Annotated in this window: 25 protein-coding genes; 13 read left to right on the top strand and 12 right to left on the bottom strand. The window is 62.4% G+C overall.

Annotated elements, in window-relative coordinates; translation table 11 throughout:
• The first annotated feature begins 65 nt into the window (after positions 1-65).
• Both BSG19_RS20355 and BSG19_RS20350 read left to right on the top strand, forming a co-directional pair.
• Positions 66-1,253, top strand: a complete 1,188-nt coding sequence (locus tag BSG19_RS20355) for an acyl-CoA dehydrogenase (RefSeq protein WP_092989965.1) — start codon at positions 66-68, stop codon at positions 1,251-1,253.
• A gap of 38 nt (positions 1,254-1,291) precedes the next feature.
• The gene (locus BSG19_RS20350) at positions 1,292-2,446 is read left to right on the top strand and encodes a CaiB/BaiF CoA transferase family protein (protein ID WP_092989862.1); all 1,155 of its coding nucleotides are present in this window, start codon (positions 1,292-1,294) and stop codon (positions 2,444-2,446) included.
• Here the strand turns inward: BSG19_RS20350 and BSG19_RS20345 are convergent.
• The gene (locus BSG19_RS20345) at positions 2,443-3,348 is read right to left on the bottom strand and encodes a LysR family transcriptional regulator (protein WP_092989861.1); all 906 of its coding nucleotides are present in this window, start codon (positions 3,346-3,348) and stop codon (positions 2,443-2,445) included. The genes BSG19_RS20350 and BSG19_RS20345 overlap by 4 nt on opposite strands.
• Before the next feature lie 133 nt (positions 3,349-3,481).
• Between BSG19_RS20345 and BSG19_RS20340 the strand changes: the two genes are divergently transcribed.
• The 10 genes from BSG19_RS20340 to BSG19_RS20295 all read left to right on the top strand — a co-directional run bounded on the left by BSG19_RS20340 (position 3,482) and on the right by BSG19_RS20295 (position 12,765).
• Positions 3,482-4,198, top strand: coding sequence for a LamB/YcsF family protein (locus BSG19_RS20340; protein ID WP_092989860.1), 717 nt, complete (start codon positions 3,482-3,484; stop codon positions 4,196-4,198).
• A gap of 96 nt (positions 4,199-4,294) precedes the next feature.
• Entirely contained in the window at positions 4,295-4,528 is a 234-nt protein-coding gene (locus BSG19_RS20335; RefSeq protein WP_092989859.1) for an acetyl-CoA carboxylase, read from the top strand.
• A complete protein-coding gene (locus BSG19_RS20330; RefSeq protein WP_092989858.1) occupies positions 4,528-5,892 on the top strand; it encodes an acetyl-CoA carboxylase biotin carboxylase subunit in 1,365 nt (454 codons plus the stop codon). Before BSG19_RS20335 ends, BSG19_RS20330 begins: the two co-directional genes overlap by 1 nt.
• 12 nt (positions 5,893-5,904) lie before the next feature.
• Positions 5,905-6,780, top strand: coding sequence for a 5-oxoprolinase subunit B family protein (locus BSG19_RS20325; protein ID WP_092989857.1), 876 nt, complete (start codon positions 5,905-5,907; stop codon positions 6,778-6,780).
• Positions 6,770-7,753, top strand: a complete 984-nt coding sequence (locus BSG19_RS20320; RefSeq protein ID WP_092989856.1) for a 5-oxoprolinase subunit C family protein — start codon at positions 6,770-6,772, stop codon at positions 7,751-7,753. The genes BSG19_RS20325 and BSG19_RS20320 overlap by 11 nt, the downstream gene beginning before the upstream one ends.
• 285 nt (positions 7,754-8,038) lie before the next feature.
• The gene (locus BSG19_RS20315; protein WP_092989855.1) at positions 8,039-8,791 is read left to right on the top strand and encodes an ABC transporter ATP-binding protein; all 753 of its coding nucleotides are present in this window, start codon (positions 8,039-8,041) and stop codon (positions 8,789-8,791) included.
• A complete protein-coding gene (locus tag BSG19_RS20310) occupies positions 8,788-9,522 on the top strand; it encodes an ABC transporter ATP-binding protein (protein ID WP_092989854.1) in 735 nt (244 codons plus the stop codon). Before BSG19_RS20315 ends, BSG19_RS20310 begins: the two co-directional genes overlap by 4 nt.
• A 1-nt stretch (position 9,523) precedes the next feature.
• Complete coding sequence (locus BSG19_RS20305; RefSeq protein ID WP_092989853.1) at positions 9,524-10,429, top strand: branched-chain amino acid ABC transporter permease; 906 nt, start codon at positions 9,524-9,526, stop codon at positions 10,427-10,429.
• Positions 10,430-10,433: 4 nt separating this feature from the next.
• A complete protein-coding gene (locus tag BSG19_RS20300; protein WP_092989852.1) occupies positions 10,434-11,531 on the top strand; it encodes a branched-chain amino acid ABC transporter permease in 1,098 nt (365 codons plus the stop codon).
• A gap of 49 nt (positions 11,532-11,580) precedes the next feature.
• Positions 11,581-12,765, top strand: coding sequence for an ABC transporter substrate-binding protein (locus BSG19_RS20295; protein ID WP_244529345.1), 1,185 nt, complete (start codon positions 11,581-11,583; stop codon positions 12,763-12,765).
• Positions 12,766-13,159: 394 nt separating this feature from the next.
• Here the strand turns inward: BSG19_RS20295 and BSG19_RS20290 are convergent, their stop codons facing one another.
• From BSG19_RS20290 to BSG19_RS20245, 10 genes are all read right to left on the bottom strand, one after another.
• Complete coding sequence (locus tag BSG19_RS20290) at positions 13,160-14,431, bottom strand: Zn-dependent hydrolase (protein WP_092989850.1); 1,272 nt, start codon at positions 14,429-14,431, stop codon at positions 13,160-13,162.
• Positions 14,428-15,270 (bottom strand): BtpA family protein, encoded by an 843-nt coding sequence (locus BSG19_RS20285; RefSeq protein WP_092989849.1) that lies wholly within the window; start codon positions 15,268-15,270, stop codon positions 14,428-14,430. Before BSG19_RS20285 ends, BSG19_RS20290 begins: the two co-directional genes overlap by 4 nt.
• Positions 15,267-16,181: a PfkB family carbohydrate kinase gene (locus BSG19_RS20280; RefSeq protein WP_092989848.1), complete on the bottom strand. Its 915-nt coding sequence runs from the start codon at positions 16,179-16,181 to the stop codon at positions 15,267-15,269. Before BSG19_RS20280 ends, BSG19_RS20285 begins: the two co-directional genes overlap by 4 nt.
• Before the next feature lie 3 nt (positions 16,182-16,184).
• Complete coding sequence (locus BSG19_RS20275; protein WP_092989847.1) at positions 16,185-16,967, bottom strand: glutamine amidotransferase; 783 nt, start codon at positions 16,965-16,967, stop codon at positions 16,185-16,187.
• Positions 16,968-16,994: 27 nt separating this feature from the next.
• Positions 16,995-18,083 carry a phosphotriesterase family protein gene (locus BSG19_RS20270; RefSeq protein ID WP_092989964.1) on the bottom strand — a complete coding sequence of 363 codons (1,089 nt, stop codon included), beginning with the start codon at positions 18,081-18,083 and terminating at the stop codon, positions 16,995-16,997.
• Positions 18,084-18,085: 2 nt separating this feature from the next.
• Positions 18,086-19,129, bottom strand: coding sequence for an ABC transporter permease (locus BSG19_RS20265; RefSeq protein ID WP_092989846.1), 1,044 nt, complete (start codon positions 19,127-19,129; stop codon positions 18,086-18,088).
• The gene (locus BSG19_RS20260; RefSeq protein ID WP_244529358.1) at positions 19,126-19,905 is read right to left on the bottom strand and encodes an ATP-binding cassette domain-containing protein; all 780 of its coding nucleotides are present in this window, start codon (positions 19,903-19,905) and stop codon (positions 19,126-19,128) included. Before BSG19_RS20260 ends, BSG19_RS20265 begins: the two co-directional genes overlap by 4 nt.
• A 154-nt stretch (positions 19,906-20,059) precedes the next feature.
• Positions 20,060-21,001, bottom strand: coding sequence for an ABC transporter substrate-binding protein (locus BSG19_RS20255; protein ID WP_092989844.1), 942 nt, complete (start codon positions 20,999-21,001; stop codon positions 20,060-20,062).
• A 130-nt stretch (positions 21,002-21,131) separates the two neighbouring features.
• Positions 21,132-21,740, bottom strand: coding sequence for a cupin domain-containing protein (locus tag BSG19_RS20250; RefSeq protein WP_348272148.1), 609 nt, complete (start codon positions 21,738-21,740; stop codon positions 21,132-21,134).
• Between the two features lie 635 nt (positions 21,741-22,375).
• Positions 22,376-23,233: a LysR family transcriptional regulator gene (locus BSG19_RS20245; RefSeq protein WP_092989843.1), complete on the bottom strand. Its 858-nt coding sequence runs from the start codon at positions 23,231-23,233 to the stop codon at positions 22,376-22,378.
• Positions 23,234-23,334: 101 nt separating this feature from the next.
• Here BSG19_RS20245 and gstA point away from each other — a divergent pair, with 101 nt between their 5' ends.
• Positions 23,335-23,952: a glutathione transferase GstA gene (gstA, locus tag BSG19_RS20240; RefSeq protein WP_092989842.1), complete on the top strand. Its 618-nt coding sequence runs from the start codon at positions 23,335-23,337 to the stop codon at positions 23,950-23,952.
• Between the two features lie 45 nt (positions 23,953-23,997).
• Here the strand turns inward: gstA and BSG19_RS20235 are convergent, their stop codons facing one another.
• The gene (locus BSG19_RS20235) at positions 23,998-24,885 is read right to left on the bottom strand and encodes a LysR family transcriptional regulator (protein WP_092989841.1); all 888 of its coding nucleotides are present in this window, start codon (positions 24,883-24,885) and stop codon (positions 23,998-24,000) included.
• Positions 24,886-24,962: the final 77 nt, after the last annotated feature.

Below are 24,962 nucleotides of genomic sequence, written 5' to 3'. Positions count from 1 at the left end.
GAGTAAATATGGTTTTGCGAAGCGGTCGCGCCGACCGCATGATCCTTGCACACGGAGAGCTCGATATGACCGACATGGCACCCTTTTCCTGGAACGATCCTTTCCTGCTCGACGATCAGTTGAGCGACGAGGAGCGGATGATCCGGGATGCCGCGCAAGCTTTCGCCCGCACGGAGCTCGCGCCCCGGATCAGGGATGCCTATCTGAAAGAGACGACCGATACGGGCCTCTTCAGGGCGATGGGGCAGGCCGGGCTGCTTGGCGTGACGCTGCCGGAAAAATACGGCGCCGCCGGTGCGAGCTACGTCTCCTACGGGCTGGTTGCGCGCGAAATCGAGCGCGTGGATTCCGGCTACAGGTCGATGATGAGCGTGCAGAGTTCGCTGGTGATCTTCCCGATCCATGCCTATGGCAGCGAGGCGCAGAAGGACAGGTTTCTGCCCGGTCTCGTCTCCGGCGACCGGATCGGCTGCTTCGGACTGACGGAGCCGGATGCGGGGTCGGATCCCGGCGGCATGAAGACGCGTGCCGAAAAGACGGCCACCGGTTACCGGCTGCACGGGGCCAAGACGTGGATCTCCAATTCGCCGATCGCCGATGTCTTCGTCGTCTGGGCAAAATCCGCAGCGCATGACGATTCTATAAGGGGCTTCATTCTGGAGAAGGGAATGAAGGGCCTGTCGGCACCGAAGATCGGGGGCAAGCTCAGTCTGCGCGCTTCGATCACCGGCGAGATCGTCATTGACGGTGTCGAGGTCGGCGAGGACGCGCTGCTTCCCGGCGTCTCCGGGCTTAAAGGCCCGTTCGGCTGTCTGAACAGGGCGCGATACGGCATTTCCTGGGGTGTCATGGGAGCGGCGGAAGATTGCTGGGAGCGTACCCGCGCTTACGGTCTCGACCGCGTACAGTTCGGCCGGCCGCTGGCGGCGACCCAGCTGTTCCAGAAGAAGCTGGCGGATATGCAGACGGAAATCGCGCTCGGCTTGCAGGCGTCGCTCCGCGTCGGGCGCTTGATGGACGGGCACCGGTTTGCGCCCGAGATGATCTCGCTGATCAAGCGCAACAATTGCGGCAAGGCGCTCGATATTGCCCGAAATGCGCGCGACATGCATGGCGGAAACGGGATCCAGATCGAGTACCACGTGATGCGCCACGCGCAGAACCTCGAGACCGTCAACACGTATGAGGGCACGCATGACGTTCACGCCCTCATTCTCGGCCGCGCGCAGACAGGCCTGCAAGCCTTTTTCTGACGCTGCGCCCGAACACGCCGCAACCGGGGAACCTCACAATGTCCGCGCCGCTCGAAGGCATTCGCGTCATCGAACTCGCCCGTATTCTGGCCGGTCCCTGGATCGGGCAGACGCTGGCCGATCTCGGCGCCGACGTGATCAAGGTGGAAAGCCCTGATGGGGACGACACGCGACGCTGGGGGCCGCCCTATGTCGATGACGGCGAGACATCCTCGGCCGCCTATTTTCATGCTTGCAACCGTGGCAAGCGCGGGATCGTGCTGGACTTCACGACGCCCGAGGGGCAGGCGGCGGTCAAGGCGCTGATCCTCACCGCCGATGTCGTGGTCGAGAATTTCAAGGTTGGCGGTCTTGCAAAATACGGTCTGGATTATGCAAGCCTTGCGGAACATCAGCCGGGCCTGATCTACTGCTCCATCACCGGCTTCGGCCAGACGGGGCCGCAGGCGCACCGGGCCGGTTATGATTTCATGGTGCAGGGCATTGCCGGCATCATGGATCTCACGGGGGAGCCGCAAGGATCGCCGCAGAAGATCGGCGTCGCCTTTGCCGATATCTTCAGCGGGCTCTATGGCGTTGTTGGTATCCAGTCAGCGCTGTTACAACGCGCCCGCACGGGCAGGGGTCAGCAGATCGACATTTCGCTTCTCGACTGCATGGGCGGCGTTCTCGCGAATCAGGCGATGAACTATCTGGCGACCGGCGTGGTGCCCCGCAGGATGGGAAACGCGCATCCGAATATCGCGCCTTACCAGACGGTGGCAGTGTCCGATGGCCACATCATCATCGCCTGCGGCAACGACGCGCAATTTGCCCGGCTGGCGATCTCGCTCGATCTGGCGGACCTTGCGCTGGACGAACGCTTCGCGACCAATGCCGCGCGGGTTCGCCATCGCCTCCTGCTGACCGAAACCATCGAGGCGAAGACACGGCTCTGGGCGAAGGACGCCCTGCTGGCAAGGCTCGAAACGATTGTCGTTCCCGCCGGCCCGATCAACACCATGAGCGAGCTTTTCAACGATCCGCAGTTCGTGTCTCGCGGCATGCAGATCGAGGTCGAAGGCGTTCCTGGCGTCCGCACGCCGCTGACATTCTCGGAGGCCGAACTCGTTCTGGCCCGTCGCTCTCCGCGCCTCGGCGAGCATACGCAGGAGATCCTGCGCGACATCGGGTGCGACTTCGACCAGCTCTAGCCGCCACCGCCCATGGTCACCGACATGAAGGCGCGGAAGGTGGCCGCGGCGGATTCGATCGGGCGGGAGCGCGCCCAGGCAAGGCCGACATCCATGCTGGGGATCGGCTCCACCAGTCGTCGCAGCTCGATGCGCTGGCCGTCGAGCGACCAGGGCCGGTAGACCATGTCGGAGAGGATCGTCACGCCGACGCCCGCCGAGACCAGCGAGCGAACGGCTTCGACCGAACTGGTGGTCAGCACGGTGCGGGGACGAAGCCCCGCCTGTTCCCAGTAGCGTGTTGCCGTCTTGCTTGCCTCATCGACGGTCAGCATGACGTAATCCTCCAGCGCCACGTCCGCGAGGCGGATTTCGGTACGGGACAGAAGGTGATGGTCGGCCGGAAGCCACAGTCTGCGGCTGGATCGCAGCAGAAGCTCCTGCTCAAGCGCATCCGAATTCTGAAGATTGGACACCAGCATCAGTGCGATTGCTATGTCGCCCCGCGCCAGCTGTCGCTCCAGCGCCTCGCGTGACAGTTCCTTGATCTCGACGCTGATGTGCGGATAGGTCTTGCGGAAGCGGGCATAGTATTTCGACATGAAGTAACCGGTGACCGTGTACGTCATGCCGATGCTCAGGCGTCCCGTCTGCCCGCTTCTTTCGCGCAGCGGCGTATGCACGGCGGCGGCGACCGCGCCGGTAATGATGCGGGCATGATCGAGGAACCGCGCGCCCTCCATCGTCAGCCTGACACCCGAATGTGTGCGTTCCAGCAAACGGACGCCGAGTTCCTCCTCGAGCGACTTGATGGCCGCGGTGACGGCCGATTGCGAAATATTCAGGTTGAACGCTGCTTGACTGACCTGCCCGCTTTCTGCCGACGCAATAAAATAATCCAGTTGTTTCAATGTAATACTCATGCCGTTTTGCCCTCTGAAGCATTATCGTTTTTTTGAATATTACATTCGAGAAATAACTATTTCACAAGCGCAAAAACGTCAGACATCAATTGTGCAACGCCGCAAAGACGGCAGCTTAACGAGGGGTACTGAAATGCACGTCACGCTCAATTGTGACATGGGCGAAAGCTTTGGCCTTTACAGGCTGGGCGACGATGCCGGCCTGATGCCGCTCATCGACGTTGCCAATGTCGCCTGCGGCTTCCATGCTTCCGATCCCGATCACATGCGCTCCACGGTGCGCAGCGCGAAGGCGCAGGGTGTCAGGGTGGGCGCCCATCCATCCCTGCCGGATCTGCAGGGTTTCGGCCGGCGCGAGATGAAGATGAGCCGTGAGGAAATCGCCAATTCGGTGCTTTATCAGGTTGGCGCGCTCGTCGGCTTCCTCAGGGCGGAGGGGATGGAACTCAACCACATCAAGCCGCATGGCAGCCTTTACGGCATGGCCTCAAGGCAGGAAGCGATCGCGCACGGCATCTGTGATGCGGCGGAGATCTTCGGCGTGCCGCTGTTCGGCATGACAGGCACGCTGCACGAAACGATCTACAAGGAGCGCGGCATCGGCTTCGTTCCCGAATTCTACGCCGATCTCGACTACGATCCGGGTGGCGTGCTGATCGTGACGCGCGAACACGAGGCGAAGGATCCGGCCTTGATGACGGAACGATGCCTGCGTGCGATCAACGAACGTCAGGGAACCGCGACAGACGGCAGCCATTTTCCGGTTACCTGCGAAACCATCTGCATTCATTCCGACACGCCGAACGCTATCGATATCGCCAGGGCGGTCCGTGCCGCAATCGCCGCGTGAAGACGACCGGAACGACCGCCCAGCGCCGTTCATGCCAGCATTTAGAGCCTGTCTCGCAAGCCTGACGTTGCATTCCCGGTATCGGAGACCCATGCCATGACACAGATCCTTTCGCCCCTTCCCGGAACCTTCTACCGGAGTGCCGCGCCCGGCCAGCCGCCTCTCAAAGCCGACGGAGACGATGTGGCTGTCGGCGACGTCATCGGACTTATCGAGGTGATGAAGTCGTTCCACGAGGTGCGGGCCGAGGTCGCCGGCACCGCCATCGCCTTCCTCATCGACAATGAGGATCCCGTCATGGCCGGCGCGCCTCTGGCGGACCTTGGCTGATGTTGAAGAAGCTGCTCATTGCCAACAGAGGCGAAATCGCCGTCAGGGTGATCCGGGCGGCACAGGATCTCGGCATCGCGACAGTGGCCGTCTATTCCGCGGCCGATGCCGACGCACTGCACGTGAAGATCGCCGACGAAGCCGTCCATATCGGACCGCCCGCGGCAAAGAAATCCTATCTCGACATGAACGCCCTGCTGGAAGCTGCGAGATCGACAGGGTGCGACAGCATTCATCCCGGTTATGGTTTTCTTGCCGAAAACGCGGATTTTTCGGACGCGGTCACGGCTACGGGCCTCGTCTTCGTCGGCCCCTCCGGCCGCGCGATCCGCCTGATGGGCGACAAGGTTTCGGCGCGTTCGGCCGCCGCCGCCGCCGGTGTGCCCGTGGTGCCCGGCTCGGCCGGTCGCGTGGAAAGCATAGAGGCCGCGCGCGCCGTGCTTGAGGAAACGGGCTTTCCTGTCATGATCAAGGCCGCTGCTGGCGGCGGCGGGCGCGGTATCCGCATCGCAAATTCGCTGGACGAGTTCGATCAGGCCTTTCCGCAGGCACAGGCCGAGGCGCTCGCCGCCTTCGGCGATGGCGGCCTCTATATGGAGAAAGTCATCGGCCGGGCGCGTCATATCGAGGTGCAGATTCTGGCCGATGGCCGCGATGCGGTGCACTGCTTCGAGCGGGAGTGTTCGTTGCAGCGCCGTCGCCAGAAGGTCTGGGAAGAGGCGCCGTCCCGCGCGCTGTCGGATGCGTTGCGGGCCGAGCTTTGCGCCTCAGCCGTCGCGCTGGCGAAGGCCGTTTCCTATTCTGGCGCCGGCACCGTCGAGTATCTCTACGACGATGCGGCCGACCGGTTCTACTTCATCGAAATGAACACCCGCATTCAGGTCGAGCATCCGGTGACCGAGGCGATCACCGGTATCGATTTGGTCGCCGAAATGCTGCGCATTGCAGGCGGCGAGCCGCTGCGGCTCTCTCAGGGCAACATCAGGGTCAAGGGACATGCCATCGAGGTCCGGCTCAATGCGGAAGATCCTGCGCGTGATTTCGCACCGTTTCCGGGGAAGGTCGGCGATCTCCGCATTCCCGGCGGACCAGGCGTGCGGTTCGATTCCATGCTTTACAGCGGCTACGACGTTCCGCCCTTCTATGACTCGCTGCTTGCCAAGCTGATCGTGCACGGGGAAACGCGGGAGGCGGCCATCGCGCGTCTGGTCCGGGCTCTGCGGGAACTTGAGATTGCCGGGATGAAGACGACGAAGCCGCTTTTTCTCGCCCTTGCCGCCGATCCCGCCGTGCTGGCCGGAGACGTTCACACCCGCTGGCTGGAAGGCTGGCTGACCGACAACGCAGCGGCGCTGGCCGGCTGAGAAGGAGAACGGATGTCGATACACTTCAACTTCGGCGGAGACGAACATATTTTCGGAGAGGTCTCCGAGGACATGTCGCTCGCCTCGTTCTTCACCGGCCTCTCGATGATCAATGCGGTGCGCGAGGCTGGAATTCGCGGCGTGACCGAGACGTGTCCCGCCAATGCGAGCTTCCAGATCCGCTTTGATCCCGACATCATCTCGCCGCAGGATCTCCTCAAGGAACTGGCGTCGATGGAGCACGCGGCCTCCACGTCAGATGCGTCGCTGAAGACGCGCATCATCGAGCTTCCGGTCTATTTTCAGGACCCCTGGACGCACGAGACCGGCATGCGCTTTCGCGAGCGGCATCAGGACCCGAGCGCCACGGATCTTGAATATTCCGCCCGCATCAATGGTTATGCGACGGTCGAGGCGTTCATAGCCGCCTATTCCGGCCAGCCCTGGTTCGTCTCGATGGTCGGTTTCGTCGCCGGCCTGCCATGGCTTTACCAGATGGTCGAGCGCAAGAAGCAGATCGAGGCGCCGAAGTATCTGCGGCCGCGAACCGACACGCCCAAGCTGACGGTCGGCCATGGCGGCTGCTTTGCGGCGATATACTCCGTGCGCGGCGCTGGCGGCTATCAGATGTATGGCGTGACCCCCGCGCCGATCTACGATCCCACCCGCACGGTGCGCTATCTCTCCGATGAGATGTGCCTGTTCAAGCCGGGCGATATCGTCAAGTTCAAGGCAATTACGAAGGACGAATACGACGCGACGCTGGAGGAGATTGCCGCCAACCGCTGGCAGCCTGCGGTCCGCGACTGCAGCTTCAACCTCACCCGGTTCAACAGCGACATTTACGGCACCAACGCCAAACTGATGGAGCTTCTCGATGGCCGTTAAGGTAATTTCGCCCGGCCTTGCCACATCCGTGCAGGATCTCGGTCGCCCCGGCTACTATCATGTCGGCATCCCCGAAGGCGGCGGCATGGACCGGTTCGCAACGAGGATCGCCAACCTGCTCGTCGGTAACGATCCGAATGCGGCCGTCCTCGAAGCGACCTTCATGGGTCCGGAACTGGAGTTCGAGGCCGCCGCGACCGTTGCCGTGACCGGCGGCGAGCTGCCGCCGAAGGTCAATGGCGATGAGCGTCCGACCTGGGAGAGTTTTCCCGTCAAGGCCGGCGACCGCCTCTCCTTCGGCTATCTCAAGGGCGGCGCGCGCGCCTACATCGCCGTGTCCGGCGGTATCGACGTTCCCGTCGTTCTCGGCTCCCGTTCGACCTATGTGCTCGGCACGCTCGGCGGGTTCGAGGGGCGGGTGCTGAAGGCGGGAGACGTCCTTCCGGTCGGGGACGGCTCTCATGCAGGGGCAGGGGTGGCCGGTCGTTCGCTGCCTCCCGAATTGCGCGGTATCGGCGCATCGCCCGCCGAACTCCGCATGCTTCCCGGCATCTACTGGCACCGCATCACCGAGGCGGCCGGCAAGCGCTTCTTCGAGGATACCTGGAAGGTTGCGCCCGAGGCCGACCGGATCGGCTACCGGTTCCGGGGCGGCACGCCGCTCGATTTCATGCCGCGCGAACAACCGTTCGGTGCCGGCTCGGATCCATCGAACATCGTCGATGCCTGCTATCCCTACGGTTCGGTTCAGGTGCCGAGCGGCACCGAGCCGATCGTCCTTCACCGCGACGCGGTTTCGGGCGGCGGCTACATGATGCTCGGCGTCGTCATCTCCGCCGACATGGACCGCATCGCGCAAATGCAGCCGCACATGCCGGCGCGCTTCGTGCCGGTAACGCTCAAGCAGGCACTGTCGGCACGGGCCGACCGCCGGGCCGCCCTGTCGAGGGCAGAGGAATACCTGTCCGCCTGATGGCGGACGGATCTGACCGGCTGCCGCGAGGCGACCGGCGATGCCCCGGAGGAGGAACCGGGATCAGGGAGGGTACGGTCGGCCAAAGCCGGCCCTTCGCTCGCGCCAGGTGACCACATCGGGCGCGCGCATCGACAAGACGAAGCCGGAAAACGGCGTGACTTTGGCACACCGGACGATCCGCAGAGATCGCCGGAACCGATGGGGAACTTCACTGACATTCACAGGCCGGACACGGCCTGATGTCGCGTGCCCTGTCCTTCGGCAACATATGGGAACAGCGGCATGGGTCAACTCAGCGCGAAAAACGTCTCGGTCGCCTTCGCGGGCCTCAAGGCGCTGTCGTCGGTTACGCTCGACATCACGCCTGGTCATATCAGCGGCCTGATCGGCCCGAACGGGGCGGGCAAGACGACGCTCGTCAATGTTCTCACCGGCTTTCAGATGCCGACGGAGGGCGCCGTCGAACTCGATGGACACTCTCTCGACCGGCTGAAGCCGCATCAGGTGCGCCGTCGCGGCATCGCCCGGACATTCCAGGGCGGCCGGCTGTTTCGCGACCTGGCCGTTATAGACAATCTGGAGGTGACCGGCGTCGGCCTCGGCATGAGCCGGCGGTCGGCCGTGGCCGAGGCTGCGGCCATGCTCGACTGGATCGGCATCAGCGCTCTGGGTGATCGCATCGCGGGCACGCTGCCCTATACGGACGAGCGCCGTGTCGCCATCGGCCGCGCGCTGATGGGCCAGCCGGCCTATATCCTTCTCGATGAACCGGCCGCTGGCATGAGCAGCCATGAAGCCGGCGATCTTTCCGCCCTCATACGCCGCATCGCCCGCGAACGCGGCTGCGGCGTGCTTCTGATCGAGCACAATGTCGGGCTCGTTCTCGGGCTATGCGATCACATCGTGGTGCTCGACAGCGGCGCTGTCATCGAGGAGGGAACGCCCGCCGCCATCCGCGACAGCGAAAAGGTGCGGCACGCCTATATGGGCACCGCCGTCGATACGGATCTTCCCGTTCTGGAGGCCCTGCAATGAGCGTCCTTGCCGTTTCCGACATCACGATCCGCTATGGCCGCCTGACCGCCGTTCGCGGCGTGTCCTTCTCCATGAACGAGGGCGAGATCGTCTTTGTCACCGGCCCGAACGGGGCCGGGAAATCGTCGCTGATGCGCACCATTGCCGGCGTCACACCGGCAGCATCCGGCAGGATTTCCTTTGTCGGGGACGACATTACCGGCAGGGCGCCGGAAGATATCGCCCGGCTCGGCTTCTCCATGGTGCCGGAAGGTCGCGAGGTGTTCGGGTCGCTGACCATCGAGGAGAACCTCATGGTGGGAACCGGCATGCGGGCGAAAGAGCGTGGCTGGAAAGCCCGCGCCGCCACGGAACTCGAAGCCGTCTACGAGACGTTCCCGATCCTGAAGGAGCGCCGTAACGGGCAGGCCGGCCTTCTTTCCGGCGGCCAGCAGCAGATGCTGGTCATCGGGCGGGCGCTGATGACCAGCCCCCGCCTGATCGCCATCGACGAGCCTTCGCTCGGCCTTGCGCCCAATATCACCGATCAGGTCTATGAGTGCCTAATCGCGCTGCGCTCGCAGCGCCGGCTGACCTTGCTGATCGTCGAGCAGAGTTCGGCCCGCGCCGTGATGATCGGCGGTCGCATGATCCTCATGCGTGGCGGCGAGATCGTGCTGGACGGCGATGCCCGCTCGCTCGGCAACAGCGAGGCCATTCAGGCGGCCTATTTCGGATATGAGGATCATTGAGATGTTGCAGATCGTCTTCGACGGACTCTCCCTCGGCTCGCTCTATGCGCTCGGCGCGCTGGGCATCGCCCTCATCTTCGGCGTCATGCGGCTGGTCAATTTCGCCCATGGCGACGTCATCGCCTTCTGCATCTTCGCGCTGCTCTGGCCATCGACCGATGCCATGGCGGTGGTGTTCGCCGGGCAACTGCCCTGGTATTTGCTGGTGCCGCTGGTTCTCGTCGTCGGGGCGGGCCTGTCCGTCCTTTGCGAGATCCTGGTCTTCCGGCGGTTCCGCCGTGCAAGTCCGGCGACAATGATGATCGCGTCCTTCGCGCTCGGCTTCGTCATCCGTTACTTCCTGCTGATGCTTTTCACGAGCCGTCCGAAATCCATTTCGCTGCTGCCGATGCTGTCGCAGCCGGTCGAGATCTTCGGTGCGCGGTTGCCCCTGTTGCAACTGATCACCATCGTCGCCACCGTCGTCATCCTCATAGGTCTCTCCCTGTTTCTCCGCCGGACCCGCTTCGGTCTGGAAATGCGGGCGGCGGCTGAAAACTTCTCCATGGCCCGCATGCTGGGCGTGCGCGCCAACCGCGTGATCATGGGTGCTTTTGCGCTCTCAGGCGCCCTGGCCGGCGCCATCGCGCTGATCTTCGGCAGCCAGACCGGCACGGCCGATATCCAGATGGGCGCGTCGATCATGCTGATGGCCTTCATCGCCACCGTTATCGGTGGGCTGGGAAGTCTGGCGGGTGCGGTGCTTGCCGGCTTTCTGCTCGGCGGGGCCTCCGTGGTCATGCAGGTCGTGCTGCCGGTGGATGCGCGCCCCTTCCGCGATGCCTTCGTCTATGGCGCGGTCATCCTCATTCTCCTCTTCCGTCCCCAGGGACTGATCGCCGCGCGCGGCACCAAGGAAAGGGTCTGATCCGATGACCACCGCCACCGTTTCCCCGCTTCCCGCCGATCTTCTGTCGTCCCGCAAGCCCGCGCCGTTTTCGCTGGCCAGACGGACGATCATGACCCCGGTGCTTCTGTCCCTGCTGATCCTCGCCATCGCCGGCCTTACCGTTCTCAGCGGGTCAAAACCGTTCAACCAGGCCGTCATCGATGTTTTCGTGCGGGTGACGCTTGTCGTCGGCCTTTATATTTTCATCGGCAATTCGGGCGTCCTCAGCTTCGGTCATATCGGCTTTACCTGCATGGGGGCGTACGCGGCGGCGTGGCTGACGATCAACCCGATCATGAAGAAAAGCGCGCTTCCCGGCTTGCCGCAGTGGCTGCTCGAAACGCGCTTGCCCTACTGGCAATCGGCGTTTCTCGCGGCGCTGTTCGCAGGCGTCGCTGCTCTCGTGTTCGGCCGGGTGCTAATGCGCCTGTCCGGCATCGCCGCGTCGATTGCCACATTCGCGATGCTGGCGATGATCAACACGATCTATTCCAACTGGGAGGATGTGACCGGGGCAACGTCGTCCGTCGTCGGCATTCCCATCGTCCGGACGATCTGGCCCTATGTCGGCGCGGCCATCATCTCGATCTTCATCGCCTGGGGTCACGCGATCTCCCGAGCCGGGCTTGCGCTTCGGGCCGCCCGCGACGAGCCGACAGCGGCTGCGGCCTCCGGCGTCGATATTCCTCGCGCGCGGCTGGTCGCCTTCACCATCTCGGGCGCAGTCATGGGGCTTGGCGGCGCATTGATGGCCCACTCCATCGGCGTCGTCACGCCGGATACGTTCTATCTCGGCCTGACCTTCATCACCTTGTCCATGCTGGTCGTCGGCGGCATGGGCAGCCTTTCGGGCGCGGTGATCGGCGTCGTTCTTCTCTCGGCGCTTATCCAGGCCTTGCGATGGCTCGAGGCGGGCGTCGCCATCGGCAGCACCACCTTCGGCCTGCCGAAAGGCCTGCAGGAAATCGCGCTCGGGGTCATCATGATCGTCATTCTCGCGCTCCGGCCCGCCGGGCTGATCGGCAATCGCGAGATCACGTCGTTTCGTCGCAGTTCCAGAAAACAGTCATCCCAACAATAGCCGGCGGAGAGGAAACCGACCGGTAAAAAAGGAGCAGCCAATGCCTAGAATGACAAGAATGCTTGCAGCCCTTCTGACCACGACGATGGCCGCCTATCCGGCCTTCGCCGATGACGAGCGGATCGTGGTCGGGTTTGCCACGGGAGCCTCCGGCTTCATGGAGGCCTATGACAAGCCGGCGCAGGACGCGGCGATGATCCGCATCGATGAGATCAACGCGGCCGGCGGCCTGCTCGGCAAGAAGATCGAGGTCGTCAGCGCCGACACCAAGTCCGACCGCGCCGAAGGCGCAAAGGCCGGCCTGTCCGTGATCGACGAGGGCGCCGATCTCGTGGTCGTCTCGTGCGATTACGACTTCGGCGCGCCGGCAGCGCTTGCAGCCGAAGATGCGGGGCTCGTCTCTTTCTTCCTCTGCGCGGAATCGGTCAAGGCCGGCATTCAGGGCGTCGGTCCGCACAGCTTCTCGGCGTCGGTTCTCGCCGCCGTGCAGGGCGCGACTATGGCGGAGTGGGCCTTCAAGGAGAAAAAAGCCAAGACCTTCTATCGCCTGCTCGATACCTGGACGGAATATAACAAGGGGATCTGCGACGGTTTCGACTGGATGATGCCGAAGCTGGAAGCGGAAGGCGCCAAGCTGGTCGGGGAAGACACGTTCAAGAACGAGGATGCCTCGATTGCCGCGCAGATCAGCCGTATCAAGGCGCTGCCGCAGGAGCCGGACGCAATCATGCTCTGCACCATGATGCCCGGCGCCGTCTCCGCCATCAAGCAGATCCGCGCCGCCGGCATCAACGCCATGATCCTCAATGGTTCGGGTGTCGATGGAAGCTACTGGCTATCGGCTGTGCCGGATCTCTCCAACTTCTTCACGCCTGTGCAGGGCTCCATCTACGGCGACGACCCCAACCCCGACGTCAACACGTTCAACGCCGTCTACAAGAAAAAGACCGGCTCAGACCCGTCGAGCCAGTATGTCTATCCCGGCTATTCGATGATCGACGTCTGGGCCAAGGCCGTCGAACGTGCCAAGACGACCGAAGCCGGTGCTGTCGTTGCGGAACTCGAGAAGATGAAGGGCGAGCCGACGCTTTTTGGCCCGCGTACATTCACGCCCGAACTGCACCACCAGAACCAGGCCCGCTACCTGATCGTAGAGACGAACAAGGGCAAGCCGGGCGTGGTCGGAAACTGGACCATCTCTGAGCCAGTGCCGCTCGAAGCTGTGGTCAAGTAAGCAGGCTCCTTTTTCGAGCCGATAAACCGGCCGGCCGGTCGCCGCAGGCGGCCGGCTTTCCCGTTTCACATCTGATATGAAATTACTTATTCCATAACGAGGCGGCTCCCTCGGATGATACTGCACCTTCCGACGAGACCAAGCCCTGATTCAAAACGGCCCGCTTTGAACGTGGGCCTTTCGTTCGGTACGACAGTGACGCCGCGCGGCTTCAGGCGGCGAGGGGGCGGGCATGACTCACCTTTTGGCTCGTCTAGCCCCAGAAAAGGGCCGGATATGCCGATCGCAGCGCGGCCTTTCCCGACACGCCGACTCTTGCCAAGCCCTATCATCTGGGCGAAAGGGCACAAGCGCTCATGAAGATCACAACGGCTGACCGATAAGCCTGGTCTATCTACACTAACGGAAGACCGAAAGCCGGTTGTCCCAAGAGGCCGCAGACCGTTTCGAACAGCATCCTCGCGCCTGAAATCGAATGTTCCGGTTCGACATATTCGTCCTCGTTATGGCTCAACCCATCCCGGCAGGGGACGAAGATCATGGCTGTGGGGGCGATCCGGGAAATATAGAGGGCGTCGTGGAAAGCGCCCGAGATCATGTGCCGGAATGGCAGGCCGAGGCGGCGTGCGGCGCGCTCCGATTCCCGGATGATATTTTCAGCAAAGATCGTCGGCGCAACATCAAAGGTTCTGCGCGTATCAAGCGTGCAGCCGTTTGCGTGAGACGAAGACTGGAAGAGGGCGATGATCAGGGCTTCGATTTCGCTGAGCCGTTTGGCATCGGGATGGCGCAGGTCGATGGTGAGCCTGAGCAAGCCGGGGATCGCGTTGATCGAGTCGGGCTCTACTGACAGACGGCCGACAGTAAAGCGCGCCTCCGGGTCGTCCGGCATGATACTGGCATAGAGCGCATTGAGTGCGCTTGTCGCAGCAACGACGGGATCGCGGCGATGATCAAGAGGGGTAGTGCCGGCATGAGCAGCTTGACCGGTCACTCGGATTTCCAGCCAGCGGGTACCCTGAACACCCGTCACGATGCCGATGGGAACCCCTTCACGTTCTAGGGTTGGCGCTTGCTCGATGTGGAGTTCGAGATAGCCGGCAACTGGCATTCCAAGCGCGCGCAGTTCAGCCGCAGGCAGTGCCGCGAGTGTTTCGGCTATAGCATCTTGAAGCTTCGTTCCTTGTGCGTCCCGGATGTCCTTCCATACATCGGGCATGTGGCTCAGTGAAAAAGCCATGGAACCCATGACGCCCGGCACGAAGCGGCTACCCTCTTCGTTCGTCCATGCAACGACCTCGACCGGCCCATCCGTGACAACGGCATGATCCTGCAGCGTTTCAAGAACCTCGAACGCTGCAAGCGTGCCGAGTGCGCCGTCGAACCGACCGCCGGTCGGTTGGCTGTCAAGGTGACTGCCGATCATGAACGGAGGCAGATCGTCGTGCGTCCCGTCGCGGCGAATGAAGAGGTTTGCAACCGGGTCCTGATAGACGCGGAATCCTCGTTCGATCGCTAGTTCCGCAAGCAGCGCTCGCGCTTGCCGGTCCTCGATGCTTAGGGCCTGCCGGTTGACGCCACCTGCCCGCGTTGCGCCTAGCGCCGCGAATGCATCAAGCCGTCGCAAAAGACGCGCACCGTTTATGTCAATCGAGCGCGTCGTCATCCCTTAAGGCCGTCGATGAAGGCGATGACGCGGGCTTTGTCGACATGGTTCCACCATACGCCATCGTATTTCAGCGAACTTGCAACGATCACGCCATCGACGATGTCGAGAATATCGCGCGCGTTTTCGGGCGTGACTCCGCTGCCGACCAGCGTTGGCAACCCGCCTGCTTCCTTGATCATTCTGATGTAACCGAGATCGGCCGCGTGACCGGTGCGCTGTCCTGTGGCGATGATGGCATCGGCGTCGAAGAAGACGAGGTCTTTGACCTGCTCCTCGACGGGTCTGTCGGAAACAATGGCGTGCGCACCATGTTTCACATGTGCATCGGCGAAGATACGGATGCCCTGCGCCCTCAGCTTTGCGCGGTAACGCATGGCCCGCGCTGCTTCGCCTTCGATGAAACCTTCATTGGCGACATAGGCATTGGCCCATTGATTGACCCGCACGAAGCCGGCGCCCGCAGCGCTTGCGATCGCAAGGGCCGGAATCGCGGCATTGGCAAGAACGTTGATGCCGATCGGACGCCCGAGTTCGCGGCGGATGCGATCGGAGATCACCGACATGTATGCGGAGGTTTCCGGACCGATATCGTCGGGCTTGGAGAAGGGAATGTCCCCGTGGTTCTCGATGATGACGCCGTCGCAACCGCCTTCCAGATAGGCGCGGGCATCGTCCAGGCCTTGCTGATAGACATCCTCGATAGCCTCGCCCTTGTACCGTGGCGCGCCGGGGAGCGCTGTGAGATGGACGACGCCGATGACGGCCTTGCTCTTGCCGAACAATGCGGTGATCGCATCGCCGGTGCCCGGTCCAACGGGTTTCGCAACCTCTGTCATATCTCTTCCAATCCTGTTGTTTTTAGTATGCTGGCAAGATCGGCCGCCGACGGGCAGGATGCCATCGTGCCTTGCCTCGTCACGGCGAGTGCCGCGGCTTGTACCGCCATCGCCAAAGCCGCAAGCGGCGACAAGCCCATCGATACGTAACCTGCAAACACGCCACAGAGCACGTCTCCCGCCCCGCTCGAATCGACGACTTTTACTGCGGGCGCCGCCATGACGATCGACTCGGACTGCGCGTGCGGAAGAAAAAGACATCCGCGAGCGCCGAGTGTGATGACGGCGGACCGGGCACCACGTTCCAGTAGGATAGTGGCGGCCTCCTGCGCTGTCTGCATGCCGGAGATCGACAGGGCTTCGCCTTCGTTGACGATGACGACATCGACGCAGGCAAGTTCGACCACAGCACCGACCGCAAGCGGGCTGGCGTTGAAAATCGTTTTTGCCCCAGCGGCCCGCGCCAGGGTCAGACACGCGTTCGTCGCATCGGAAGATAGGTTGCCCTGCAGCACGACGACGTCGAACGGTCTGACCTCCGTTGCAAGCGCAGTCTGGCGGATGGGGTCGAACGCCTCCGCGCAGGCCACACCGCTCAGGACGAAGTTTTCACCGGCTGCATCCACGGCAATCGTCGAGCAATCGCTCGGAAGGTTGAACTCCGTCGCTCGGAGCGCGGCAATCTCGCCGGCCAGCATGTCGCTTATCCGGCGCCCGTCCCCGTCGCGTCCGATGGCTGTCCAAAGCGCGACGACTGCCCCGGTTCGCGCAGCCGCCACGGCCTGGTTCGCGCCCTTGCCGCCGAGGCCCTTGAAATGGCTGCTCGCGTTCAGCGTCTCCCCGGCGAGGGCAAATCGGGGGAGACGGAATGTCGTGTCGATACAGGCATTGCCAACGACGTGCACGGTCATGGTTCAGGCCTTGGATGTCGCCCAGGACAGCATCTGTTCGAACAACGTTTTGTAGCCCGGCCAGGCGATGAAGGAGGACGGAAGCCAGTGCGGGCCGACATCCGATGTCCAGGCGACGGTGCGCCCCTTGCCGTAGGTGCCGGTGACGAGCAGCGGCTGGGAGCCATAGTCGGTGGAAACAGTTGCCAGAACCTCGGCTCCGTCCTTCACCGTTACTTCGTTGTATCCCAGCAGGATCGGCCAGTCGGTGCCTAACCCTTTCAGGATCGGGTGGCCAGTATCGCCCGTCACGACCGGCGCGAAGCCCTCGGGCACCTCGACGCGGTCGTCTGCGGACAGGCAGTCGACTGGCAATACCTCTTCCACGGGGGTCTTGCGATAGCGGGCGCCGCCATTGATGCCCTGAAAGCTGTAATAGCCGCCGAACATCAGCAGCGCGCCGCCTTCGCGGACGTAGTCGCGTAACAGGCGCAGGCGGTTCGGCGTCGTCTTCGAGTGGATCCAGGTATCCGGATGCAGCAACAGCGTGTTCGCGCCGATATCCGACAAGATGATCGCATCATAAGCCTGCAGTGCTTCCAGCGACTGCGGAAAATCCCGCTGCGCCTCGTGTGCTGGCATGAACTGCACGTCGAACGGGCCCTGTTTCAAAGCAGCGAGTAGCTCGTCGGCGCCGGTGTGATACGTCACGGTCGGAAACTGGTCGAAACCCTTGATATGAGTTGCGGTAGACACCCAGGATTCGCCTGCGAGAAGAACTTTGGACTTTAAAGTGGACGGTGACATGGAGGCTCCTGAAAGTTTGGTGGACGCTCAGCGCGGGCTGGCGAAGACAGATCTAGGATTGTCGATCAGCATACAGTCGATGGCGGCCTGATCGACGCCGTGGCGCTTCAGCCGCGGCAGGAAGTGCTTGAGGATGAAACCGTAGCCGAAGCCGCCATAGCGGGTCAGCATGATCTTGAGAAAGACATCCTGCGACAGGAGGATGCGGTCGGCGTAGCCCATATCAATGAGCGACCGGATGGCACGCGCATTCTGCTCATCGGATGGCGACTGCGCATCCTGGTCGGCATAGTAGAAGTCCATTCCAATCATGTCGTATTCGAGAAACGCTCCGCGTTCGGCCAGTGCCTTCTGGTACGGAATGTCTTCGTGGCTCGGGTTCATATGGCAAAGCACGGTATGCCGGAGATCGGCGCCTTCGTCCTCCACGATGTCGAGAACCTCATGGGCAAGGCGCTCCCAGCCGGGCAGATGGATGGAGAGCGGCACGCCGGTGATCTTCGAGGCTCGTGCTGCGCCGCGCAACGACTTCCGCTCCTCCGCCGTAAAATCCTTGCTGACGCCGATCTCGCCGATGATGCCGGCCATGACGTCGGGCTGCGTCTCGCCACCGCCGACATCGTCGACGATGAAGCGGGCGACGTCGTCCACATCCATCGCCTTTAGCCATTCCGGATGGCTAAACTCAAGATAGAAACCGGTGCCAATGATGATCTTCAGGCCGGACATGCGGGCGATGCGCGCGAGCTTTGCCGGCTCCCGGCCGATGCCGATATTCGTGGTGTCGACGACCGTGTGACCCCCGAGCGCCTGGAAGCGCTTGAGTTCAGAGAGAGCGAGGTCGCTGTCATCCAGCGAGACATTGTCGCGGTTCATATAGGGGTTCATCCGCAATTCGCCGATGATCTCCATGCTGACGGGCTGCGTGCCGATCGCCTGGGCTTCCGGATGGCAAGGGCAGCGCCAGGATTTCGCGCCATCGAGAAGGATGTGCTCGTGCATCAGCGTGACACCCATCTCGCTGACGGGGATCGGTCCGAGCACGGTCATCACCGTTCCAGAGGTAACGCCGATCTGCGCACGCTCGCGGGGTGCCGACCCGAACAGGTGGTCCATGGTCATCGCCCTTTCCCCGCGCCGCGGAACAGGCGGAAATTGAGCCAAACGGCGATCAGGATGATGGTGCCGGTGACGATTGGCGTCAGGAACGGCGACATATGAGCAAGGATGAGGCCGTTGGCGATAACGGCCACGGTAAGCGCTCCAAGGATCGTTCCGATGATGGTGCCGCGGCCACCGAAGAGGCTGGTACCGCCGAGCACGACAGCGGCGATGACCTCGAGTTCGAAGCCTTGTCCGGCATTGGACGAGCCGGAGCCGAGGCGGGCGGTGACGATGATGCCGGCAAGTGCTGCTGCGCTGCTGGAAAGAATATAGACGAACAGCGTCGTGAAGCGCGTGTCGATGCCCGCCCGGCGCACGGCTTCCGCGTTCGCGCCGATGCCGGTCACATAGCGGCCGAAGGGCGTACGGTTGAAGACGACGTAGGCGATGCCAAGAACGACCAGTGCAATCAGAGCCGGCACGGGCACGCCGAGGAACCAGGCGCGACCGATGAGGGTGAAGGTGCTGGAGGGATCGACGGGGATCGAGTAGCCACCTGTGATCAGGAGAGCCAGCCCCCGAATGATCGATAGACCCGCCAGGGTGACGATGAACGACGGTATCTTCTCGTAGGCGATGAAGAAGCCGTGGATCGCACCGATCGCCGCGCCGAGCGTGAGCATCAGGACGATGACCAGCGGCCAGGGCAGTCCCGCCTGCAAAGCTGTCGCCGACAAGGTCGCCACCAGCGCCAGAACGGAGCCGACCGAAAGGTCGATGCCGCCGGTTGTGATTACGAAGGTCATCGCGGCTGCCACGATCAGAAGCGGCGCGCACTGCCGGATGATGTTCAGGATGTTCGGCGCCGAGAGGAACGCGCCGGTGATGACGGAGAAGACGACGCAGACGACGACGAAGAAAAGGGCGATGGAGACGACGCTGCCGTTTTCGAGAAGCTTGTCCCAAAGACCCGATTTGCGGTGGCGAGGGCCGGCAGCATGCGCACCGGCATGAGCGGAGCCAGCCGAAGAGGATGCGGGAGGAGGCAAGGGGTTCATGCGGAAACTCCCGTTTCGGTATCGCGGTCGAGCCTGTGCCTTGCAGAGCGCGCGGAGAATTTGCGGCCGACGATGAGGTTGACGACCTCCTCGATGCTGGTGTCCTCGATCCGCCGCTCGGCAACGTTGCGGCCTTCGTACATAACCTGGATCCGGTCGCAGACGAGGAACAGATCCTGCAGGCGGTGGGTGATGAGGATGACGCTGACGCCGCGCGCGCTGACCGTGCGGATTAGTTCCAGCACCGCCTCGACCTCAGCCACGGCCAGGGCGGCAGTGGGTTCGTCCATGATAAGCACCTTCGGCTCGAAGGAGGCGGCTCGGCCGATGGCGATGGACTGGCGCTGGCCGCCCGAGAGGTTTTCGACCTTCAGGCGCGTGTCGGCGATGACGATGCCGAGGCGATCGAGCATAGCGCGGGTCTGTGCGTGCATGGTCTTGGTATCGAGGAAGGGCACGCCGAGCACGCGGCGGCGCGGTTCGCGCCCGAGAAAGAGGTTGCCCGCCACATCGACCGTGTCGCAGAGCGAAAGGTCCTGATAGACCATCTCCACATGCGCGCCACGCGCATCCGCGGGAGACGAGAAGGAGACGCGCTCGCCGTCGATTTCGATCGTCCCGCTGTCGGGTATGACCGCACCGGACAAAACCTTGCTCAGCGTCGATTTTCCCGCTCCATTGTCACCGACGAGTCCGAGAACCTCGCCCGGCTTCAGCGTGAGTGTCACATTGTCGAGCGTCTGAATGGGATTGTAGCGTTTGGAGATGCCTGTCATCCGGACGCGGTAGGGGTGACCGTCGGTCATGATGGAGTGTCCTTAAAGAGAGGGCGGGTACCACAGCCGGCATGGGGGACCTGCTGCGGCCGCGCACACGGATATCCCGGCCCGACGGCGGGTCGGTGCACGGGAGCCCGGCGGAAACGCTGCCTTACTTGAACATGTCCTTGAACTGAGCGACGTTGCCCTTGGTGACGATGGTCACGGGGACGTTGATGACGGGCTCGATGGTCTCGCCCCTCTTCAGCTTGACCAAGGCCTCAACGGCCGCCTTGCCTTCGCCGGCCGGATCCTGCTGGACGACGGCCGTGACCCAGCCTTCCTCGATGCCCTTGACGGCCTGAGCGGTCAGGTCCCAACCGAAGACCTTTACGTCCTTCTGGCGGCCCTGGCTTTCTACCGCGGAGACAGCGCCGATGAGCTGGGGCTCGCCCGTGGCGTAGATCGCCGTCATGTCGGGATTGGCTGTCATCAGGTTTTCGGCGGCACCGAGCGCGACGTCCTGCTGGTTCTGCCCGTCGACTGTGTCGAGAAATGTCACACCGTCCCCGCCTGCAACCGCCGCCTTCTTGAAGCCGTCCAGACGCTGGTTCTGGATGAAGGAGTTGAGCGCGCCGACGATGCCGGTCTTCGCCGATCCCGACATGTCGGACTTGACGTAATCGGCGAAGAACTTGCCGATATCTTCGCCGGCCTTGGCATTGTCGACGCCGATGAAGGAGACGTTGTCGCCGCCTGGGATCTGCGCATCGATGGCGATGACCGGGATGCCGGCCGTCTTGGCTGTCGTGATGGCGGGCTTCACGCCGTTGACGTCGATTGCGACGAGGATGATGCCGTCGACCTTCTGCGTGATATATGTCTCGATCGCGTCGTTCTGCGCGGCCGGCACGTTGTTGGCGTTGAAGATGACGAGGTCGGCACCGGCAGCCTTTGCAGCCTTCTGGGCTCCGTCATTGATCTGGTTGAAGAACAGGGCCTGCTGGTTGATTGTGACGAGAGCGAAGGTCTCCGCGCTGGCGGATGCCGCGCCGAGGACGAATGTCAGTGCCATGGCCGCAGCGCTACTGCTCAGAATTTTTGAAAGGCGCATTCGGGTTCCCCTTGTTTTGGGGAGGCTCCATGAACCTCCCTCTCTTTAAGCGCATCAACATAATTCAAGAGACTTGAATAACTGTCAACAGGCATGAACAAGATTCTTTAGGTTCTGACTTGCGCAATGGCTAGAAGGTCGCAGGCGTATTGACCCAGAAGATGCTGGCTCGTTCCCTGCCCATGTTGCGGTAATGGTGCGGGAGTTCCGAGTTAAAAACAAAGGCATCCCCAGCCGAGAGGCGAAAGCTCTTGCCGTCAACGATTAACTCTATATCGCCAGCCAGGAGATAGCCGACCTCTTCGCCCGCATGCTGGATGGGGCCTGCGCTTTCACCGTCTTCTTCGATATGGTGGATGTTGCACTGGAGAAGATGGCCGGCGGAATAGGGAATGATCCGCTCCAGGGAGATACCTTCCCCGCGGCGCAAGGGATCAAGAGCGATCATCGGGCGTGTTCCGGCCCTGAAAATAATGCCTTCCTCGCCGTCGGATTCTTCGAACATCCACCCGATATTCGTGTCGAGAGCGCCTACCAGGCGATGAAGCATCGGGAGGGACGGTGACGCCTTACCATTTTCAATCTTGGAGAGCAGGCTCTCGGAGCAGTGTGCGGCCTCCGCAAGGGCCTTCAACGTCATTCCCCGCGTCTGCCGCGACAGTCGCAACCGCATGCCAAGTCTGGATGGGTTTGGGAGCGGCCGATCGGTCTGGTCAGGCTTTTCGGCGGTCACATTCAATCCCTTAGGCTATCAGGCGCTTTAGAGGTACTCAGCGAGAGTTCCCAAGTTGTTGAATGTTTAGCATCCGAGTTTTCTGAGGATCAAGTGCCTTGAAAGATAGTCTTGTGAGCTCTTGAGCGTGAAGATGGCCGGGCGCGTAGTCAACGCTCACGTCCAACTTCCTTTGATGTCGCTGGCGATGCGGTAGTGTCTTCTCTATGGGAATTCCGTGAATATCGTCGCCGGTTTCGCAGATTTGCGGCGTCCATTGGCGACCCTCGGGGTGGCACGAGTTCACTTCGTTTCAAGGGGTGGAAAGCGAAGTGGTTGAGGTGTGACATTTGTCGCGAGCCTCTTCAGTCTGTTCGAAGCCGCGACAGAAAATACCGTCCGGCGAGGTATCACCTATCGCGCGAAGGATCGTTACGCGAATGCGCTGCAACCGCCAGGGTTCGGTGGAGCCGGCATCGCAGGCAGAATAGGCCCGGTCTGCTGGATGCGCCGCACTCGACATTGGCGATGGCACAAAGCTGTGCCGATCTGTCGTTGTGCGAGACTGATCGATAGGGTTCTGGTCGAGTGTCCTATGGCCATAAAACACGGCCCCTTGGGCTTTATGCTTCATTAACGCGTGCAAAGCCCGGTAAGTGACCTCATCCACGCGCCAGTTCGATCAGCAAGTTTGCGGCCCGCGAACGGCGACGCACCGGCGACGCCTTCAAGCCGAAGTGGCGGCACAAAGACGGATCGAGCCGTGTGGTCCTCAAGCCTTTCCGTCTCTCGGGCAGCGTCGATTCCGGCACGAGGCTGACACCCACACCTTCCCTGACCAGCGCAATCGCGCTGGTCCAGTCCCGCACCTCCATTCGCACGTCCGCGAGCGACAGGCCGGCGGCCTCGGCGAGCGTTCGCGCATGGACGTGGCACCCGCCGGTCGCGAGCACGAAGGGTTCGGCCGCCAGTTCGGCAAAGGAGAGTGTGCCACGTCGTCCTAGGCGGTGCGCCGTTGGCAGAACGGCGACCCACGCGTCCTGTCCGATCGGAACAGCATCGCTGTCCGGCGACGGGTTGAGAACGACGCCGAGATCGATGGCCCCGGCATTCAGCCAGGCCTCGACCTCCCGGTCGTCCGTTTCGAGCACAACCAGCTCAATGCCCGGATGGAGAGCGCGGAAGCGTCGCAGAAGCGGCGGCAACACCGTGGCAAAGATGCTGGGAAATGCCGCGATCCGCACCGATCCGGCTTCCTCGCCGGTCGCCTCCGCCGCTTCTTTCCGGATCGCCTCCAGATGCAGGAGCGCCGCACGAGCATGGTCCAACGCCCTCTCTCCGAAGGCGGTGAGTTCGACGCCGTGCCGCTGGCGCGCCAACAGCTTTACGCCCAGGCTTTCTTCCAGCGCCGCCAGCGCCTGGCTCATGCCGGACTGCGTGACGCCGACACTCGTCGCGGCGGCGGTGAAGCTACCCGCATCGGCAACGGCGACCAGGCTGCGGAGTTGTGTGAGGTTCATAGTACGCGAGCTTATATCATAAATCTTCGTCAGTAATTTTCCTTATTCTCGTGTCTGCGTCAATGTCAAAGGTGACATCCATCGACCGCGGAGCCTTCCTCATGAAACTCTATTTCGCCCCTGCCACCTGCTCCCTATCGCCCCATATCGTTCTTCAGGAGTTGGGGTTGCCCTACGATCTCGTGCGGGTCGACAACCGTACGAAGCGTACGTCGGAGGGTGGCGATTTTCTCTCCACCAATCCGAAGGGCTATGTTGCGGCACTCGTGCTCGACACGGGAGACGTGCTGACGGAGGGGCCGGCTATCGTCCAGTATCTGGCGGATCTGAAGCTGTATTCAGGACTGGCTCCAGCCAACGGCACCCTGGAACGTGTGCGGCTTCAGGAGTGGCTCAACTACATCACCAGCGAAATCCACTCCGGATCGAGCCCGCTCTTCAATCAAGACCTGCCGAAGACGGTGCGGGATCTCTTCACGACGAAGCTATCGCGCCGCTTTGACCTCATCGAAACCGGTCTAGCGACGCAAGACTATCTGATGGGCAACCACTTCACGGTGGCAGATGCTTACCTCTTCACGGTCCTTGGTTGGATGAAGGGCTTTGGCATTGATCTCGGTCGCTGGCCGAGGGTCGCAGCCTACATGCGCAGGGTAGAGGTTCGCCCCTCGGTCGCGGCGGCACTGGAACGGGAAGCAGCAGTCCCGCCAGTTGCCTGAGCAATGTCCGCGTTGGGGCTGGGTCGTGCCGGCTCGACGAGGTGCCTAGTGCGGCTGCAGATGCTCGGCCATGCAGTCGATGAATGCCCTCAGTTTTGGCGTTATCTGGCGGCTGGCCGGCCAGAGAACATTGAACTGATCGGTTTCGGTTACCCACTGGTCCAGGATGGACACGAGACGGCCGTCAGCGATCTCGCCACGGATCGCAAAAGGCGGCAGACAGGCAATGCCCAGCCCCTCAATCGCCAACGCGATCAGAGGATCGACCGCCGTCGCGCTCATCCGTTCGGGCAGGACAATCTTTGCCTGCCCTTCCCCGCGAGCAAACGGCCAGGGACGAATCTTGCCGGTACTCGGCGACCGTTGGTGAAGACATTGATGCTGCTCCAGATCGTCAGGGTTTTCAGGCACGCCGCATCGCGTCAGATAGTCGGGTGAGGCAACGATCTTCACTTTGAACCGGCCGACATTGCGGCTCATCAACCTGCTGTCCGATGGTGGCCCGGTGCGAATGACGGCATCGAACCCTTCCTCGACAACGTCCACCAGCCGATCGCTGAAATCCAGGTCGAGCTGCACCTCTGGCCAGGCGCGCATAAACTTGGCCATCACTGGCGTCAACAGCATGCCGACCAGGGGCAGACTGACCCGCAGCCTCCCTCGCGGCGTCCGATTGGATCGGGCAAGCTCGGCTTCCGCGGCCTCGACCTCCTCGAAGATGCGACGGCAGCGTTCAAGGAACAGCCGCCCTTCCTCCGTCAGGGTCATATTGCGCGTGTTGCGGTGGAACAGGCTGACGTTCAGTCGGCGTTCAAGCCGCACCACTGCCTTGCCGACCGCAGAGGCGGAAAGACCGAGCTTGCGGCCAGCCGCAACGAAGCTGCCGGTTTCAGCCGATTGCACGAAGGCGTCGAACGCCGTGAGTTTGTCCATGCGCTAATTCTTACAGGAATATTAATCCGCAGTCATCGGAACAACGGCCCATTTTTCCGGTGCTGTGCGACCGCTAT

Origin of the sequence: Rhizobium sp. NFR03 (assembly GCF_900111275.1) — a bacterium.
Classification (GTDB): domain Bacteria; phylum Pseudomonadota; class Alphaproteobacteria; order Rhizobiales; family Rhizobiaceae; genus Ferranicluibacter.
This window is presented reverse-complemented; position numbering and strand designations above follow the sequence as displayed.